This window comes from Streptomyces sp. NPDC037389 (assembly GCF_040636475.1).
GTDB classification, from domain to species: Bacteria; Actinomycetota; Actinomycetes; order Streptomycetales; family Streptomycetaceae; genus Streptomyces; species Streptomyces hesseae.
The window spans coordinates 302,004-319,283 of record NZ_JBEZUS010000009.1 but is presented as its reverse complement, the minus strand read 5'-3'; the positions used below and the strand labels follow the sequence as shown (position 1 = coordinate 319,283).

Genomic DNA, 17,280 nt, shown 5'->3' with positions numbered 1-17,280 from the left:
TCTGTCGCTTCGGTCGCTGCACCCCCGCCCATAACGTGCTGGTCAGCCCACCGGAGTGCGCCTCACTGCCCTACCGGCCAGTACGTCCGTCCGGCGTCCGTCTTCCATCACAAAGCGTCCGGCAATCAGGACATAAGGAATGCCGGTCGGAAGCGTCCGTGGGGCTTCGAAAGTGGCACCGGCGGCGATCGTCTCCGGATCGAAGAGGGCGAGATCGGCGCGGTGGCCCTCGCGGATCAGGCCTCGGTCCGGCAGCCTCAGCCGGGCCGCCGGACGCGACGTGAGATGCGCCACGCACTCCTCCAGGGAGAGCACTCCCAGCTCACGGACATAGCGGCCCAGGTAGTGCGGGAAGGTGCCATAGGCGCGTGGGTGAGGCTTCGCGCCGTGCAGGATTCCGTCACTCCCGCCCGTATGGACCGGGTGCCGCATGATCGTGCGGACGTTCTCCTCGTGGCCGACGTGCTGGAGGATCGTGGGCCCTAGTTGATCTTCGAGCAGCAGTCGGCGTGCCGTCGTCCATGGCTCCTCGTCACGCTCGCGGGCCGCATGGGCGATGGTCCGGCCGACGTAGGAGGCGAGGGCAGGGTCCGAGGAGCGCGAGACCCCGGAGATCTCCACGCTCTCCCAGTCGACGGCCACCCCGTGGCACCCGTCCGAGCCCGTCACCTCCAGCGCGTGCCGGATCCGGGCGGCGACCGCGTCGTCGCGCAGCCGCGCCAGGATCGCCTCCGGGCCGCCCTCGCCCGCCCAGCCCGGCAGCAGGGCGGCGAGCGTGGTGGAGCCCGGAGTGTAGGGATAGGTGTCGAGGGAGATGTCCGCGCCGCCGGCCAGCGCGGCGTCCAGCAGGGCCAGCAGCTCGGGGGCGCGGCCCTCGTTCTCCCCGAAGTTCATGACGGCGTGGGCCAGGTGGAGGGCGCAGCCCGCCGTCCGGGAGAGCGCGATCATCTCCTCGTACGCCCGGAGCGCGCCCGCCCCGTACGAGCGGTGGTGCGGGCAGTAGTAGCCGCCGTACGCCGCGACGACCCGGCACAGCTCGGTCAGTTCGGCGTCGTCGGCGTACATCCCGGGTGTGTAGGTGAGGCCGGACGACATGCCTGCCGCGCCCTGCTCCAGTCCCTCCGCCACCAGGCGCTTCATACGGTCGAGTTCGACGGCCGTCGCAGGGCGGTCCTCCCAGCCGACGGCGAGCATGCGGACGGTGCCCTGGGGGACGAGGTAGGCGGCGTTGACGGCGATGCCCTGTTGATCCAGGCGGTCCAGGTATTCGCCTACGGTGCGCCAGGTGAAGTCGACGTCGCTTCCGTCGCCGTTCCAGCCGGTGATCTGGGCGCGCACCTCGGCGAGGGTGCGGTCGTCCACGGGCGCGTAGGACAGGCCGTCCTGGCCGATGACCTCCAGGGTCACGCCCTGCGCGGCCTTCGCGGTGTGGGCGGGGTCGCGGAGGAGGGCGAGGTCGCTGTGGGCGTGCATGTCGATGAAGCCGGGGGACAAGGCCAGGCCTGTGGCGTCGAGGACGCGTCGGCCCGAGAGGCGCGGCCCCTCGCCCTCGCGGTGGATCCCGGCGATTCGGCCTTCGGCCAGGGCGACGTCGGCTCGGTAGGAGGGGTGTCCGGTGCCGTCTATGACGCGGGCGTTGCGGATGACCAGGTCCATGCGGTGGGTTCCCCAATCCCGCCCCTTCCCGTATCTGGGGGCAAGCCCCCAGCCCCCCGGGGGGCCTCCCGGCGGCAGCCGGGGAGGAATGAGGACCGGGGTCCGGGGCGGAGCCCCGGTTTCGGGAAGGGGCGGGTCAGGGGAGGAACCACCGGTCCCGGCGGTTGCTGACGGGCGTAACTCCCGTCAGAAGAACGTCCGCACGTACTCCGTGACCGTCCCGTCCGCCGTCGCCAGGGGGATGAGCGGCCACTTCTCGAAGACCGTGCACGGGTGCGACAGGCCCAGGCCCACCCAGTCGCCGACCTCCAGCCGTTCCGCTTCCTCGCCGGTGAGGGAGACGAAGGCGTGCTGGTCGGCGAGGCGGGTGACGGTCAGGCCCGTGGCCGGGCGGAGGGAGCCGTCGCGGGCGGAGCGGACGACCTGCGGCTCGGGGAGGTCGAGGTCGTAGGAGACGTCGCGCTTGCCCGCGTTGAGGTAGGCCATGCCGGACTCCGGCCGGGAGACGACCTGGGCCCAGAGGCGGAAGGCGGGGTGCAGGGCGCCTTCGTCGGGGTGGCGGTTGAAGGGGGTCTTGCGGCGGTACTGGCCGTCGTCGTGCGTGACGTACGCGCCGGAGCGCAGCAGCTTGAGCACCGGCGCGGACAGCGGCGGAAGCTCCGCGAAGACGCTCGCGACGGCGTCGAACCACGCGCTGCCGCCCGCGCTGACCACGACCTCCTCGACCCCGGCGAAGCGGCCCGCCTTGTCGAAGGCGACCGCCAGCCCCGTCAGCCGGCGCAGCCACGCGTCGACGAGCCCGGCGTCCGCGTCCGGGATCTCGGCCTCGTAGCCGGCGACACCGACCAGGCGCAGGGTGCCGGTGGCGGCCACCGCGTCGGCGACGGCCTCGCCCTCCGCCTCCGTACGGATGCCCGTACGGGCGCCCTCGGCGCCCAGCTCGACGACGACGTCCAGCGGACGGCCCGCGCCCGCGTCGCGCAGGGCGGCGTCCATCAGCTCGACGCCGCGCACGGAGTCGACGTACGTGACGATCCGCAGCTCCGGGTCGGCGGCCAGCTCGCCCGCGAGCCAGCGCAGCGCGGCGGCGTCGACGACCTCGTTGGCGAGGAAGATCCGCCGTACGCCGAAGGCGCGGTAGACACGGACCTGCGCGGGGGTGGCGGCGGTGATGCCCCAGGCGCCGCGGTCGAGCTGGCGCTCGAAGAGCCGCGGGGCCATCGAGGTCTTGCCGTGCGGGGCGAAGGCCAGGCCGTGCTGTTCCGACCACTGCTCCATGAGGGCGAGGTTGTGGTCCAGCGCCTCGGCGGACAGGGCGAGCACCGGCGTGATGAAGCCGCCGGTGAACAGCGAGCGCCGCTCGGCCGCCAGCTCGCCGACGCTCCGGCCGTCCGCGTCCGGGGGCAGCCCCTTGAACCGGTGGTCCACCCGTTCCTGGGCGAGCTCGGCGACGGCGTCTGCGGCGATGGCGGCGGATGTGCCGGCCGTGCTGGCCATGGGGCCTCCCAAGGGATCGGGCTGTGTTGCGTTTTCTGCAACGCTCATTGCGTGGAGCGCTGCACGGTGTCTAACATCCCGGCAAGTGCCGGGTCAACGGTAGGGGGATGTGGTGAACGGCCCCGACGTCGTCTGTCTCGGCGAGTCGATGGTCGTCCTCCGCCCGGGCCCTGCCGGGGCCGGACGCCGCCTCGCCGACGTGCCGTCCTTCGACCGCGGCATCGGCGGCGCCGAGTCGAACGTCGCCTGCGTCCTCGCCCGGCGCGGCCACCCCACCCGATGGATCAGCCGCGTCGGCGCCGACGCCTTCGGTACGCACCTGGTGGCCGCCGTCGCCGCCCACGGCGTGGACACGACGTACGTCCAGCGCGATCCCGTACGTCCCACCGGCGTGTACTTCCGGACGGCGGGGGAGCGGCCCACGACCAGCGGGACGATCCCGGACCCCTCCCACGGCGAAGCCGCCTACTACCGCGCCGGGTCCGCCGCTTCCGCCATGTCGCCCGCCCTGATCCCCCGCGCGGCCGCCCACGCCGGACGGATCCTCCACCTCACCGGCATCACGGCGGCCCTCTCCGCCGACTGCCTCGCCCTGCTGCGCGAGCTCGTCATCCGGACCCCCGGCAGCGGCCCGCTGCTCTCCTTCGACGTCAACTACCGCGCCGCGCTGTGGCGGCACAACGCGCCGGAAGACCCGCGCGTCCTCGCCGAGCTCGCCCGCGCCTGCGACGTCGTCTTCGTCGGCGAGGACGAGGCCGAGGCCGCCTGGGGCATCGACGGCGGCCCCGACGCGATCCGGGCCGCCCTGCCCGAACCCGCCGTGCTCGTCGTCAAACAGGGCGCGGCCGGTGCCACGGCCTATACCCGTGACGCCGTGGTCTCCGTCCCCGCGCCCGCCGTCGACGTCGTCGCGCCCGTCGGCGCGGGCGACGCCTTCGCGGCCGGCTTCCTCTCCGCCACCCTGCGCGGGCTCCCGCTGCCCGCGCGCCTGCGCTACGGCCACCTCGTGGCCGCCGCCGTCCTCACCGTCCCCGGCGATCTCGGCGAACCGCCGCCCCCCGCCCTCGCGGACGCGCTGGCGGGACTGGACCCCGCCGCCTGGGGAAGACTGCGACTCGGCCCGGGCTGGACCGGGCGGCCCGCACGGGTGGCAGACACCGGCACAAAGAAACCCGGCACAGAGGACCCTCGCGTAGAGGACCCCCGCACAGAGGACCCCCGCACATGAGCCAGACCGTCGACCGCGCCCTGAGCATCCTGCCGCTGCTCGCCGAGGGACCCGCCAACCTCGAACAGGTGGCGGCCCGCCTCGGCGTGCACAAGTCCACCGCGCTGCGCCTGCTGCGCACCCTCCACGAGCACGGCATCGTCTACCGGCAGCAGGACCAGCGCTACCGCCTCGGCGCCCGCCTCTTCGCCCTCGCCCAGCAGGCCGTCGAGAGCCTCGACATCCGGGAGATCGCCCACCCCCACCTCGTCGCGCTCAACGAGAAGTGCGGCCACACCGTCCACCTCGCGGTGTACGAGGAGGACGAGGTCCTCTACATCGACAAGGTCGAGAGCCGCTACCCCGTACGGATGTACTCCCGCATCGGCAAACCCGTCGCGATCACCGTGGCGGCCGTGGCCAAACTGCTCCTCGCCGACCTCCCCGAGCCCGAGCGCCGCGCCGTCGCCGAGCGCCTCGACTACCCCGCCTACACCGCCCGTTCCACCCCCAACGCCACCGCCTTCCTCCAGGAACTGGCCGCCGTACGGGAACGGGGCTGGGCCACCGACTTCGGCGGCCACGAGGAGTCCATCAACTGCGTCGGCGCGCCCGTCCGGGGCCCCGGCGGACGGGTCGTCGCCGCCTGCTCGGTGTCGGCGCCCAACGTCGTCGTCCCCTCCGGCGAACTCCTCGCCCTGCTGCCGCTGCTGCGCCGCACGGCGGACGCGATCGGCGCCGAGTACTCCGGAATCTCACTCCCGGCGACCGTTTCCCCGACGAATTCCCCGACGGATTCCCCGACGAAAGTGATGCCATGAGCGACAACACCCCGAAGACCGCCGTCACCCCGGCCGGCCACACCACCCCGCCCGCGAAGTTCTCGCACGGCGTGCGCAAGGGGAACATCCTCCAGGTCGCCGGCCAGGTCGGCTTCCTGCCCGCCGAGCCCGGGCAGGCCGGCCCCGTCGTCGCAGGCCCGACCCTGCGCGAGCAGACGCTCCAGACCCTGGCCAACGTCCGGTCCGTGCTGGAGGCGGGCGGCGCGAGCTGGGAGGACGTGATGATGCTGCGCGTCTATCTGACGGACACGGACCACTTCGCCGAGATGAACGAGATCTGGAACGACTACTTCGCCGACCTGAAGGAGGCCCCGGCGGCCCGGACGACGGTCTACGTCGGCCTGCCGAAGGGCCTCCTGATCGAGATCGACGCGCTCGCGGTGCTGGGCTGAGACGTGCAGGGGGCGAGCCGTCGGCCCGCCCCCGCATCAGCCACCGTTCAGCCGCTCATGAGCAGTACTGCTGCTCCTTCCCGATCGACCGGTACATGCAGTCCGCGTTCTCCAGGAGCTGGAGGACCGCCTCCCGGTTGCGCGCGGTCTCGCGGTCGATGACCGACGCCGGCGGGTAGAAGCCGCCGCCCGCGCCGCTCGCGTCCGGGTACATCTCGAAGGTGTAGGCGAAGACCTTCTGGTTGCCCCAGAGCCAGTCGTCGATCGACCCGTCCGTGATGTACAGGTCGCTCGACTGCTCCGGCGTGTAGCCATTGCTCGCGGCCATGGACTTTCCTACGGCCGCGAACGCGTCGCGGTCGTCCTGCGTCATGCCGGGCGCCGTGTCGTCGTACGTCCAGCCGAACGGCCAGAGCACCAGCTCGCTGTAGGTGTGGAAGTCGATCGCGGCCTTGATCTGCTGCTTGCCGCCGACGACGCGACCGCGGACGAAGTCCGCGACGACCTTCACCTCGGGGGTCGACTCCGGGCCGGAGCCGCGGTACGTCTCCGAGCCGGTGCTGCCGGACGAACCGCCGCAGCAGCCCCACTTGAAGTCCCAGTTGCGGTTGAGGTCCGTGCCCCGGGAGCTCGAACCCGTGTTGGGCTGGCGGTTCTTGCGCCAGCCGCGATAGGTGCCGGTGGCGATGTCGTATTCGCCGCCGTCGGGGTTGACGTCGGGCACGATCCAGATCACCCGGCTGTCGAGCATCTTGGTGACGCGGGCGTCCTTGCCGTACTGGGAGCCGAACTCCTTGAGCAGGTACAGCGCCATCTCGACGGTCAGGTGCTCGCGGGCGTGCTGGTGGTGGGTGAAGAGCACCTCGGGCTTGGCGGCGTCCGTCGCCGCCGAACCGTTCGTGACCTTCACGGCGATGATGTCCCGGCCCTCGTAGGACTTGCCGATGACCTGCTTGCTCATGAGGGACGGGTACGCGGCGATGTCCGCGTCGACCTCCGCCATGGCCCGGGCGTAGTTGTGGTACTTCGAGTCCGCGGGCGGGAAGTCGTACGGCCTGGCGGCGCGGCCCCGGTCCGGGGCGCCGGGCAGGGCCGTCACCCGGTAGCCCATGCCACGGATGCGCTCGGCCTGCGCGGCGTCGGCGGTGACGACGACGGAGTCGTGCCGCACGGCGTCGACCGAGGCGCCGGTCGCGGCGACGGCGGTGCGCTGGGCGGCGGTTCTCGGCCCGCTGACCTCGTACGAGCGGATGCCGTTCGCACGGGTGTCGTTCATACGGGTGTCGTTCGTACGGATCTCATCCGCGTGTGTGCCGTCCGTCCGGGTGCCGTTCGAACGGTTCGTGCCGTGCGAGGACGCCGGGGCGGCCATGGCCAGGGTGAGCAGGGCGGCGCCCGTGGCGGCGGCCCATCGGACGCGGTTCCTGCGGGAACGGGGGGTGTGGGGTCGCATGCGGCCTCCTGAGGGGCGTTCGTGCGACGAATGAGGGGGGTGTTCGCTGCCGATCCTCCCCAGTGTTCGAGGTGTGACATGAGCAGGTCAAGCCGAAGTGTGCGAGGGAAACAAGCCAACTTCCCCATCACTTCAGACCGCTTGATTGCCCGGCGCCCACAGCGGACCCAACAATGCACACGTCAAAACCGGATGCACTTCTGAACGGAGAGGACCACCCCCCATGAGACGACCTCTCGTCGGTGCGCTCACGACGCTGCTGCTCACCGGGACGACCGTCGCCGGCGTCGGCGCCGGGCCCGCCACGGCCGCCCCGGCCGACGGGCCGAAGGTCGCGGCCAAATCCAAGGCGGTCGACTTCGCCGGCACCGTGGCACTGAGCAACTGTTCCGGCTCGCTGATCCGCATGCCCAACTCGGCGGACAGCGACCCGGCCCTCGTGATGACCAACGGCCACTGCCTGGAGACCGGCATGCCCGCCCCCGGCGAGGTCCTCGTCGACCAGCCCTCCAGCCGCACCTTCAGCCTGCTCAACTCCACCGCCGGCAAGGTCGCCACGCTCCGCGCCACCAAGGTCTCGTACTCGACGATGACCGACACCGACGTCACGCTCTACGAGCTCAACACCACCTACGCGCGGATCAAACAGCAGTACGGCATCGACGCGCTCGCCCTCTCCGGCGACCACCCCGTCGCCGGTACGCCCATCAAGGTCGTCTCCGGCTACTGGAAGCGCATCTACTCCTGCAACGTCGACGGGTTCGTCCACCAGCTCCGCGAGGCCGACTGGACCTGGAAGGACTCGCTCCGTTACACCCCGTCCTGCAACACCATAGGTGGCACCTCCGGCTCGCCCGTCATCGACGCGAATTCCGGCAAGGTCGTCGCCATCAACAACACGGGCAACGAGAGCGGCGAGAGCTGCACGATGAACAACCCGTGCGAGGTCGACGAGAACGGCAACGTCACGGTCCGCCGGGGCATCAACTACGCCGAGCAGACGTACGGCATCACCAAGTGCGTCGGCACCGGCAACAAGATCGACCTCGGCCTGCCGGGCTGCGAGCTGCCGAAGCCGGCCGGGGAAGAGGTCCGTCGCTGACCTGTCCGTCCTCAAGCGCCGGACGGGCTGCATTCAGCCCGTCCGGCGCTTGAGGGCCGGGGGTTCGGGGGCGGGGCCCCTGAAGGAAACGGGAAGGGGCGGGTCAGGGGCTCACTCCCTCCCTGGCCTACGGCAGCCCGTGGACATGCGGTCCCACCGCGCCGGACCGCGCGTTGTCACCGGCCCCATCCCGGTTCGTGGACCAGGTCATGGCCCCCCCCGGAGCCCCGGATAGGTGCGGGAGGGCTTGGACGAACCGCAGTTCGCGCCCTGCGTGAGACCGCAACCGGCTTCGCCGGCGACCAACGATCACGTGTCATCCAATAGGGGGAAGGTGTCGGAGACTTGATGCGGCGTCGTTGCGCTCCAAGGAACTCTGGAGTGTTTGTGTCGTGTGTCGTAGCTTCCCCCGCCGCCACCACCCCGTGGGGCAAACATCGAGGAACTGTTCTCAGCCGCTCCATTCGTGGATAAAGTGCGGAGGCGCCAGCACTGGGCAGTATCGATCTGCGACCGCCGGAGCCCCCGCGGCCGGAGTGAACGGGGAAGCCGACGTGCCGATTGCGATAGCGGTCACCAGCTCCGATCTGGTGCTCCCACCGCCCGGCGGGCCCGTTCCGGCCGCCGCCGTGCTGCGGCCGCCCGAGGAACAGCCGCTGGATACCGCCGTCACCCAGGCCGCCCTCCTGCTCGACCAGTGCGGCCACCTCGTCGTCCTCTACCCCGACTCCCTTCCCGCCGCCTACGTCCGCCGGCTGCACACCGTGCGCTCGGTCCTGGAGAGCGACCGCGTCGCCCTGCTGCCCGTCGCCCTGCCGCCCCTCGCCGTCGGCGTGCTGGCCCGGCAGTTACGGCAGTTGTCGGTCTCCGACCTCAGCCCCGGCGTGCTCGCCTCCGCCGCCCGGCTGCTCACCCACTACATCTACGCGGGCGCCCAGCTGTCCTCCGTCGCCCGCTGCGACCGCGTGGACGTGGGCTTCGGCGCGCACGTCGGCTCCCTCGTGCCCGGCACCCGCTTCGGCGTCCTCGTCAACCCCACCCGAACGCTGCTGCGCACCGGGCCCGGCGAGACCCCCGACGGCCCCGGCTTCGCCACCCGGCTGACCGTCGCCCGCGCCCGCCCCCGCACCGGCGAGGACTGGGTCACCGACACCCTCGCCCCGGGCTGGCGGGTCGAGGGCGTCCAGGAGGTCCTCCCGCTGCCCGCCGACTCCCGGCGCTGGTGGGGCACCCACCGGGCCGTGGAGTTCGCGGCCGCCATCCCCGACCCGTCCGTGCTCTACCAGCTCGTCACGTCCGTACGCCGCGAGGAGTGCCACTGGTGCGGCCTCGAACTCATCGGTGACCGCTGCGGGTTCTGCTCCGCGCCCGTGCCGCGCGCGGACCCCGCGGCCGCGGACCGTCCGGCCCACGCCATCGGCCCGCCCGTCACCGCCCGTACGCCAGGAGCCCGTACGCCAGGAGCCCGGGCACCCGGCGCACGAGCGCCCGGCGCCCGCCACGCCGCCCCGGCGACGAGCGGCCGCTGAGCGCCGGCCGGTCACCACGACCATGGCCCCGACCCCGACCCCGATCCCGGTCCGAACGAGGTTCGCCACCCGATGAATTCACGCCAGCGACGCGGCATCGTCCTGCTGCTCCTGTCGGCCCTCTGCGCCGTCGGCGCGTTCGCCGGGGTGTTCTCGGTCATCCACGACGCCGAGTCGAAGGTCGGCCCGGAGACCACCGCGTACCGGCTGAAGACCGACATCCCCGCCTACCGCGACCTGGACACGGACGAGTTCGAGAAGATCTCCATGCCCGAGCGCTGGCTCCCCGCCACCGCCGTCACCGACCTCTCCGCCCTGCGCGGCAAGATCGCCGTCACCCCGCTGCGGAAGGGCTCGCTGCTCCAGAGCGACATGATCGTCGCCCGGCCCGCGCTCGCACCCGGCAAGCAGGAGATCGCCATCATGATCGACGCGGCCACAGGCGTCGCCGGCAAGATCCAGCCGGGCGCGCGGGTCAACATCTACGCCACCTTCGACGCCAAGGAGCAGGGCGCCAAGCCCGTCTCCAAGGTGATCGTCAGCGGCGCCCAGGTCATCGATGTCGGCAAGCTCACGCCCTTCAAACGGGACGGTGACAGCCGGTCCGCCGCCACCACCCGGCAGGCGGGGGAGGCCGTGCCGATCACCTTCGCCCTCGACACCAAGGACGCCCAGCGTGTCGCCTACGCCGAGTCGTTCGCCTCGCACGTCCGGCTCGCCCTCGTCGCCCCCGGCAGCCAGGAACCCGTCGCCGGCGGCGATCGCACGTACACCCTGGACGCCGACAAATAGCCGGATGGTTGTTGTGGACCGAGTGTGGATGGAGGAGGCAGGCTCCCGGTGACGATCAGAATCCTCCCGGCCGTCGGCGACCCCGGCACCGCCCGCGCCGTCGCCGGTGTGCTCGCCGGGCTCCCCGACGTCGCGCCCCTGCCCGGCGTCGGCGACTCCGCCCGTCTGCTGGAGGCGCTCGCCGCGCTGGGCGCGGGCGGGGTCGCCCACCTGCCCGAGGTCGTCCTCGTGCACGAGCGCCTCGGGCCCGTCCCCGCCCTTGAGACCGTCCGCGAGATCGCCCTGCGCTTCCCCGCCACCGGCGTCATCCTGATGTCCGCCGACGCCGGGCCCGCCCTGTACGCCGCCGCCATGGACTGCGGCGCGCGCGGCCTCGCCGGACTGCCCCCGACCTACGAGGAGCTGGGCGCCCGCGTCCAGGCCGCCGCCCACTGGGCCGGCGGGGTCCGTCACCACCTCGGCGCGGCCGCCGAGGGAACCGCTGACGGAAGCGCCGCCCCCGAAGGGGCACGCGGCACGCTCGTCGCCGTCGTCGGCGCCAAGGGCGGCGTCGGCACGACCGTCACCGCCGTCCAGCTCGCCCTGGCCGCCTCCGCCGCCGGCCGGGACGTCGCCCTCACCGACCTGGACCTCCAGTCCGGCGACGTCGCCTCCTACCTCGACGTACAGTTCCGCCGGTCGATCGCCGACCTCGCCGGCATCAGCGACATCACCCCGCGCGTCCTGGCGGACGCCGTCTTCCCCCACCCCACCGGCCTCGGCCTGCTCCTCGCCCCGGCCGAGGGCGAACGCGGCGAGGAGGTCGGCGAACCCGCCGCCCGGCAGATCACCGCCGCCCTGCGCGGCCGCTACGAACTCGTCGTCGCCGACTGCGGCACCCAGATCACCGCGGCGGGCGCGGCCGTCATCGAGGCCGCGGACCTGGCATTACTGGTCACCACGCCGGACGTGGTGTCCGTCAGGGCGGCCAAGCGCATGGTCCGGCTCTGGGAACGGCTTCAGATCCGTACGGCCGAGGAGACGACCACCGTGGTCAACCGCCACACCCGCAACGCGGAGATCCAGCCGCCCCTCATCGCCCGCACCACCGGCACCCGCGCCGCCCGTACGACCGTCCCGGCCGGCTACAAGGAACTCCAGGGCGCCGTGGACTCCGGCCGGATGCAGGACCTCGACGCCCGCTCCGGGGTCCGCCAGGCCCTGTGGACCCTGGCCGGCGAACTGGGCCTGGCCACGCCCTCGCGGACGGCTGCCACCCACCACCGCCCGGCGGCCCTGGGCGGCCTGCGGAGGCGCCGTGCCATAGAGGGCGGCGGGACGGACCCGTCGGCCCCCTCCGGCGGGGGCACGGGCCCGGAACAGCTGTCCCCGGTGCCGCCAGGGGGCGGCGGCCGCTTCCGGCGGCGCGAGCGGTCCGGTGACCGCTTCGGTGACCGCTTCGGCGGCGACAGGGGTCAGGTAGCGGTGGAGTTCGTCGGCATCCTGCCGCTGATCCTCGTCGCGCTGGCCGTCGTCTGGCAGTGCGTCCTGGTCGGCTACTCGTACTCCCTGGCCGGCCACGCCGCCGACAAGGGCGCCCGCGCGGGCGCGGTCGGCCGCGACTGCGCGGCCGCGGCCCGCGCCGACATGCCGAAGTCCTGGCACACGGAACCGTCCTGCGGCCCCGGCCCGGCGGCCGGGGTCTACAGCGCGAGCGTCCGCGTGAAGGTCCCGGTTCTCTTCCCGGGCGCGGCCGACTGGCCGTGGACGGTGGAGAGCACGGCGGGCGTGGCGAGGGAGGACTGAGCGATGGGGGAAGCATTAGCCCCTCCGGGCAACGATTCAGGCCCTCCGGCGTTCGAGGAGCGGGGGTCCGGGGGCGGAGCCCCTGGCTGGGGGCACCTCCCAGCGGTAGCTGGGGGAGGGAAAGGGCGGGTCCGGGGTAAAACCCACCACCCGGACGACCAGGGCTCGGCCTCCATCGAATTCCTGGGCTTCCTCCCCCTCCTCCTGGCCCTGGCCCTCGGCGCCACCTACCTCGGCATAGCCGCCTACGCCACCATGCAGGCCGGCACCGCCGCCCGCGCAGCCGCCCGCACCGCCACCGTCGACGACCCGAAGGCCGCCCCCGCCGCAGCGGCCCGCGCCGCCGTGAGCCCCTGGGTCGCGGCCAGAGCGGACGTCGACGCCACCCCCTGCGCCCCCGGCACGGACCGGGCCACCGCCACCGTGACCGTCGACGTCCCGCCCCTCCTCCCCGGCACCGGCTTCACCGTCACCCGCAGCGCCACCATGGCCTGCGCCCAGGACACCCCCGGGGTCACCCCATGAGCCTCCGCGCCCGGATCACCGCCCCCGAACCCCGCCCCGACGGCCGGGAACCCGGCCACCTCGTCCCCGTCTACCGGGCCAAACTCCTCGAAGAGATCGACCTCGCCGAGATGTCCGCGCTCGACGCCGACGAACGCCGCTCGCGCCTGGAGCGCGTACTCGGCCACATCATCAGCCGCGAGGGCCCCGTCCTGTCGACCGCCGAACGCGACCGGCTCATCAGGAGGGTCGTCGACGAGGCCCTCGGCCTGGGAGTGCTGGAGCCCCTGCTGGAGGACCCCTCCATCACCGAGATCATGGTCAACGGCCCCGACCAGGTCTTCGTCGAGCGCGCCGGCCGCGTCGAGCCCGTACCCGTACGGTTCGCCTCCCACGATCAGCTGATGCAGACGATCGAGCGGATCGTGTCCACCGTCAACCGCCGCGTGGACGAGTCGAATCCGATGGTCGACGCCCGGCTCCCCACCGGCGAACGCGTCAACGTGATCATCCCGCCGCTCGCGCTGAACGGCGCCACCCTCACCATCCGCCGCTTCCCCCGCCCGTACACCCTCCACGAGCTGATCTCCATGGGCACGCTGGACGAGCCCATGCTGATGCTGCTGGCCGCGCTCGTCCGGGCGAAGTTCAACGTGGTCGTCTCCGGGCCGACCGGCGCGGGCAAGACGACGCTCCTCAACGCCCTCTCCGGCCTCATCCCCGACGGCGAACGCATCATCACCGTAGAGGACGCCGCCGAGTTGCAGCTGCAACAGCAGCACGTCATCCGGCTGGAGTCCCGCCCCCCGAACGTCGAGGGCAAGGGCCGGATCACCATTCGCGACCTCGTCCGCAACTCCCTGCGCATGCGCCCCGATCGCATCATTGTCGGCGAGGTGCGCGGCGGGGAGACCCTGGACATGCTCCAGGCCATGTCCACCGGCCACGACGGCTCCCTCGCCACCGTCCACGCCAACAGCGCCGAGGACGCGCTGATGAGGCTGCGCACGCTGGCGTCGATGTCCGAGGTCAAGATCCCCTACGAGGCGTTGCGCGACCAGATCGACAGCGCCGTGGACTGCCTGGTGCAGCTCGTCCGCCACGCGGACGGCACCCGCCGCATCGCGGAGATCGCCTTGCTGAACTCGGACTCGGACTCGGGTCCGGGTCCGGAAGGGTGCGGGAGCGGCGGTCACCGCCTCGCCACCGTCGCCCGCTTCGACGCCCGGCCGATCGGCGCCGACCGCGTCGTACGCGGCACGTTCACGCACTTCCCGCTCCCCGAACGCGCCGCCGAACGACTGCGGATGGCCGACGAGCCCGTCCCGCCCGCCTACGGCGTCGCCGCGTTCCCGCAGGAGCTCACCACCCGAAGAACCGGCCAGAGACAGCAGCGGCAGCAGAGGTAAAGGACCAGCGGACATGGACCACCTGGACGAGCTCGCCCTGCTGGCCGTCGGCGCCACCGCGCTGTGCGGGACGCTGGCCGTCGCGGGCGTACGGGCGTACGCCACCGGCAGGGACCGCCACCAGGCGCTCGTCGACCGGCTCTCCGACGCCCCCGCCCCGCCCCCCGCCGGACCGGTCCGCCCCTTCCGGCGCCTTGACCGCCGGCTGCGCGCCACCCGCCCCGGCCGGCGGCTGGAGTGGGAGATCGCGGCCACCGGACTGGACGTCACCGTGGGCGAGTTCGCGGCCGCGACCATCGGCGCGGCGGCCGGGCTGTGGATCGTCGCCGCGCTGCTCCTCGCGCCGTTCTTCGGGCCGCTGGCGGCCGCCGTCGCCATCTGGTCCTCCCACGCGTTCCTGGTGTGGCAGCGGCGCAGACGCACCGAGAGGTTCATCGGCCAGCTCCCCGAGCTCTCCCGGATCCTCGCCAACGCCACCCAGGCCGGACTCGCCCTCCGCACGGCGCTGGGCATGGCGGCCGAGGAGATGGAGGCCCCGGCGGGCGAGGAACTCGCCAAGGTCGCCGACCGGCTCGCCGTCGGCCACTCCATCGACGACGCCCTCGGCGAGCTCGCACGGCGGCTGCCCTCCCGCGAACTGGTGGTGCTCGTGACCACGCTCGTCCTCTCCCATCGCGCGGGCGGCACGGTCGTCAGCTCCCTGCGCAATCTCACGACCACCCTCGAAGAGCGCAAGGAGACCCGGCGCGAGGTGCGGACACAGCTCTCGCAGGTGACGGTGACGGCATACGTCGTACCGCTGATGGGCATCGGGACGTTGCTGCTGATGGACCGCATCGCACCCGGATCTCTGGACCGGATGACGGGAAGCTGGCCGGGGCAGGTCGCGGTCGTCGCGGCCTTCTGCCTCTACGGAGTGGGGTTCTTCCTCATCCGCCGGATGTCGAGGATCGACGTGTGAACCGACGTACGAACCGACATACGAACCGACGTGTGAGCCGGGCCCGGGACAAGGGGAGATGAGCGGCATGGGAATCCTGCTGGTGCTGCTGGCCGGCGTGTCCGTCGTGGGCGCCTGCCACGGCATCGCGCTCGTCCGCAGCGAGGCCAGGCTGCCTCCCGACCTCGTTCTGGCCCTCGAAGTCGGCTCCACGCGCACGACGGCCGTCGGTTCGGCCCTCGACCGGCTCGGCATGCGCTACGCGCCGTTCGTCCTCGGCCTGATGGGCGAGAAGCGCGTCGCGGCCGTACGGCGCCGCATCGACCGGGCCGGCAACCCGGGCGGCCTGACCGTCGACCGTTACGCGGCCCGCCGGGCCGTCTACGGCATGCTCGGCCTCGTCGGCGCGCTGGTGATGCTGGCCAAGGGCCAGGCCCTGCTCGCCGTGCTGATGGTCGCCTTCGGCCTGTTCTGGATCGAGGTCGGAATCCGGGCCGCCGTGCGCGAGCGCCGGGCGGCCATCGAGCGGACCCTGCCGGACTTCCTCGACGTCCTCGCCGTCGTCGTGAGCGCCGGGCTGAGCTTCCGGCAGGCGCTCGACCGGGTGGCCGGGCACTACGAGGGTCCTTGGGCGGACGAACTGCGAGTCGTGCTGCGACAGTTGGACATGGGCGTGGCCCGTCGCCAGGCCTTCGACGAACTGCGCAAGCGCAATGACTCCGAACAGGTGGCCCAGTTCGTCACCGCCCTTCAGCAGGGCGAGGAACTGGGCACCCCCATCGCCGACACCCTGATCGGAATCGCCAAGGACATGCGCCGCACGGACGCCCAGCTCGCCCGGCGGCGAGCGGCCAGGACGGTGCCCAAGGCGACGATGGTCATCACGACGTTCATGGTCCCGGGCACGGTGATCCTGCTGATCGCGGGGTTCTTCCTGGGCTCGGGCACGGATTTCGGCTCCATCACGGGGGAGTGAGGGCCAATGAGGTGCATCACCACCTGTGAGAGGAGAACCACCGCCATGACGCACGCCTCGCAGCACATCCATATATCCCCGCACCACGCCGCTCCCTGCTCCGAGCTCGCCGGGGCATATCCGCTGGGGGAGTTGAGGGAAGACCGTGAAGGGCCTTCGCGCCTGCAATCGGATGTGGGACAGTCGTCGGCGTCGACGTCCGAGGGCATCGCCGCTGAGCGGGGGTGAGACAGATGGTGTCCCAACTTCCCGGTGAGGGAAGGGAACGGGTCCGTACGGAGATCTCCCGAGGAGGAGAACATGAGGATCGAGCCCCGGAAGGGAATCCAGAGGTTTTCGGCAGACGACCGGGGACAGACCTCGGTCGAGTACCTGGGCATCATCGCCGTGGTCGTGGCCATCATCCTCGTCCTGACGACGACGGACTTCGGCACGATGATCGCGACGGCGATCACCAACCAGATCAGCCGCATCACGGGCTGAGCGGATCGCCCTTCGGGCGGCTCCGTGGCGACGCCGGACAGGCGTTCCCGCTGTACATCACGGCCGTGGCGGCCCTGCTCTTCCTCGCGCTCGCATTCTTCGCCGTCGGCCGCGCGGGCGCCGTCAAGAACGCCGCCCAGACCGCCGCCGACGCGGCCGCCCTCGCCGCCGCCCAGGACTACCGGGACCAGCTCCGTACGGGCTTCCTGCTGGCGGTCGGTACGGGCGGCGGGTCGGCCGGTGCGGGCGGGGCAGCCGGTGCGGGCGGCTGGGCCGACTGGCTGGCGGGCCGGGGCGGCAGGGACGGCCCGGCCTGCGAGGCGGCGGAGTCGTACGCGCGACTGAACGGCGCCCAGCCGGCGATCACTTGTGAGCCGGGCGGTGAGCCGGGTTCGTTCACGGTCGCGGTCGTCTCGGAGCGGACGGTGGGGGAGTCCGTCGTCCCCGGTACGGGCGACAAACACGCGAGGGCGACGGCGAAGGCGACCGTGACCCCGCGCTGCGACGCGGCGACGCCGGTACCCCCGACCCCACCCCCCACGCCCACCCCTACGGCCTCCCCGACCCCGACCCCGTCCTCGCCCCCGTCCTCGCCCCCGGTCGTCGACCTCACCTGCGACGGCGGGAAGGTGCTGGTGATCGACCCCAGGCACCCCGGGGCGATGGTGAAGGCCACGGACCTGTTCGCCGTGCGCCTCGCCGAGTGACCCCAC

16 protein-coding genes and 1 pseudogene are annotated in these 17,280 nt (G+C 72.5%); 13 read left to right on the top strand and 4 right to left on the bottom strand.

All coding sequences use genetic code 11. The features are described 5' to 3' along the window. Positions 1-42: 42 nt before the first annotated feature. Both AB0E98_RS22100 and AB0E98_RS22095 read right to left on the bottom strand, forming a co-directional pair. Positions 43-1,656, bottom strand: a complete 1,614-nt coding sequence (locus AB0E98_RS22100; RefSeq protein ID WP_361705139.1) for a D-aminoacylase — start codon at positions 1,654-1,656, stop codon at positions 43-45. 186 nt (positions 1,657-1,842) lie between these two features. Further along, positions 1,843-3,153, bottom strand: a complete 1,311-nt coding sequence (locus AB0E98_RS22095) for an amino acid deaminase (RefSeq protein WP_361705137.1) — start codon at positions 3,151-3,153, stop codon at positions 1,843-1,845. A 112-nt stretch (positions 3,154-3,265) separates the two neighbouring features. On the opposite strand from AB0E98_RS22095, the gene AB0E98_RS22090 reads away from it, so the two are divergent. Genes AB0E98_RS22090 through AB0E98_RS22080 form a run of 3 tightly spaced genes read left to right on the top strand, consistent with a single transcriptional unit; the run spans position 3,266 to position 5,594 of the window. Then, the gene (locus AB0E98_RS22090) at positions 3,266-4,381 is read left to right on the top strand and encodes a sugar kinase (protein ID WP_361705135.1); all 1,116 of its coding nucleotides are present in this window, start codon (positions 3,266-3,268) and stop codon (positions 4,379-4,381) included. Next, positions 4,378-5,181, top strand: coding sequence for an IclR family transcriptional regulator (locus AB0E98_RS22085; RefSeq protein WP_361705134.1), 804 nt, complete (start codon positions 4,378-4,380; stop codon positions 5,179-5,181). The genes AB0E98_RS22090 and AB0E98_RS22085 overlap by 4 nt, the downstream gene beginning before the upstream one ends. Then, positions 5,178-5,594 carry a RidA family protein gene (locus AB0E98_RS22080; RefSeq protein WP_361705132.1) on the top strand — a complete coding sequence of 139 codons (417 nt, stop codon included), beginning with the start codon at positions 5,178-5,180 and terminating at the stop codon, positions 5,592-5,594. Before AB0E98_RS22085 ends, AB0E98_RS22080 begins: the two co-directional genes overlap by 4 nt. Positions 5,595-5,649: 55 nt before the next feature. Here the strand turns inward: AB0E98_RS22080 and AB0E98_RS22075 are convergent, their stop codons facing one another. Continuing rightward, positions 5,650-7,047 (bottom strand): M14 family metallopeptidase, encoded by a 1,398-nt coding sequence (locus tag AB0E98_RS22075; protein WP_361705130.1) that lies wholly within the window; start codon positions 7,045-7,047, stop codon positions 5,650-5,652. Positions 7,048-7,270: 223 nt separating this feature from the next. Between AB0E98_RS22075 and AB0E98_RS22070 the strand changes: the two genes are divergently transcribed. Then, positions 7,271-8,149, top strand: a complete 879-nt coding sequence (locus AB0E98_RS22070) for a serine protease (protein ID WP_361705129.1) — start codon at positions 7,271-7,273, stop codon at positions 8,147-8,149. A 127-nt stretch (positions 8,150-8,276) separates the two neighbouring features. Here AB0E98_RS22070 and AB0E98_RS22065 read toward each other — a convergent pair. Beyond that, positions 8,277-8,434 (bottom strand): annotated as a pseudogene (locus tag AB0E98_RS22065) (chitinase); the annotation flags it as partial. 269 nt (positions 8,435-8,703) lie between these two features. Between AB0E98_RS22065 and AB0E98_RS22060 the strand changes: the two are divergent. The 9 genes from AB0E98_RS22060 (at position 8,704) to AB0E98_RS22020 (ending at position 17,274) form a co-directional block, all read left to right on the top strand. Next, positions 8,704-9,678, top strand: a complete 975-nt coding sequence (locus tag AB0E98_RS22060) for a hypothetical protein (RefSeq protein WP_361705126.1) — start codon at positions 8,704-8,706, stop codon at positions 9,676-9,678. A gap of 72 nt (positions 9,679-9,750) precedes the next feature. Then, positions 9,751-10,470: a Flp pilus assembly protein CpaB gene (cpaB, locus tag AB0E98_RS22055; protein ID WP_361705124.1), complete on the top strand. Its 720-nt coding sequence runs from the start codon at positions 9,751-9,753 to the stop codon at positions 10,468-10,470. Positions 10,471-10,518: 48 nt separating this feature from the next. After that, positions 10,519-12,255 carry a P-loop NTPase gene (locus AB0E98_RS22050; protein ID WP_361705121.1) on the top strand — a complete coding sequence of 579 codons (1,737 nt, stop codon included), beginning with the start codon at positions 10,519-10,521 and terminating at the stop codon, positions 12,253-12,255. 3 nt (positions 12,256-12,258) lie between these two features. Continuing rightward, positions 12,259-12,780: a TadE/TadG family type IV pilus assembly protein gene (locus AB0E98_RS22045; RefSeq protein ID WP_361705118.1), complete on the top strand. Its 522-nt coding sequence runs from the start codon at positions 12,259-12,261 to the stop codon at positions 12,778-12,780. After that, a complete protein-coding gene (locus AB0E98_RS22040) occupies positions 12,777-14,168 on the top strand; it encodes a CpaF family protein (RefSeq protein ID WP_361705115.1) in 1,392 nt (463 codons plus the stop codon). The genes AB0E98_RS22045 and AB0E98_RS22040 overlap by 4 nt, the downstream gene beginning before the upstream one ends. 13 nt (positions 14,169-14,181) lie before the next feature. Then, complete coding sequence (locus AB0E98_RS22035; RefSeq protein ID WP_361705113.1) at positions 14,182-15,129, top strand: type II secretion system F family protein; 948 nt, start codon at positions 14,182-14,184, stop codon at positions 15,127-15,129. A gap of 67 nt (positions 15,130-15,196) precedes the next feature. Next, positions 15,197-16,084: a DUF5936 domain-containing protein gene (locus AB0E98_RS22030; RefSeq protein WP_361705301.1), complete on the top strand. Its 888-nt coding sequence runs from the start codon at positions 15,197-15,199 to the stop codon at positions 16,082-16,084. A 300-nt stretch (positions 16,085-16,384) separates the two neighbouring features. Continuing rightward, positions 16,385-16,567 (top strand): hypothetical protein, encoded by a 183-nt coding sequence (locus AB0E98_RS22025; RefSeq protein WP_361705111.1) that lies wholly within the window; start codon positions 16,385-16,387, stop codon positions 16,565-16,567. After that, entirely contained in the window at positions 16,564-17,274 is a 711-nt protein-coding gene (locus tag AB0E98_RS22020) for a pilus assembly protein TadG-related protein (RefSeq protein ID WP_361705299.1), read from the top strand. The genes AB0E98_RS22025 and AB0E98_RS22020 overlap by 4 nt, the downstream gene beginning before the upstream one ends. The last annotated feature ends 6 nt before the right edge of the window (positions 17,275-17,280 follow it).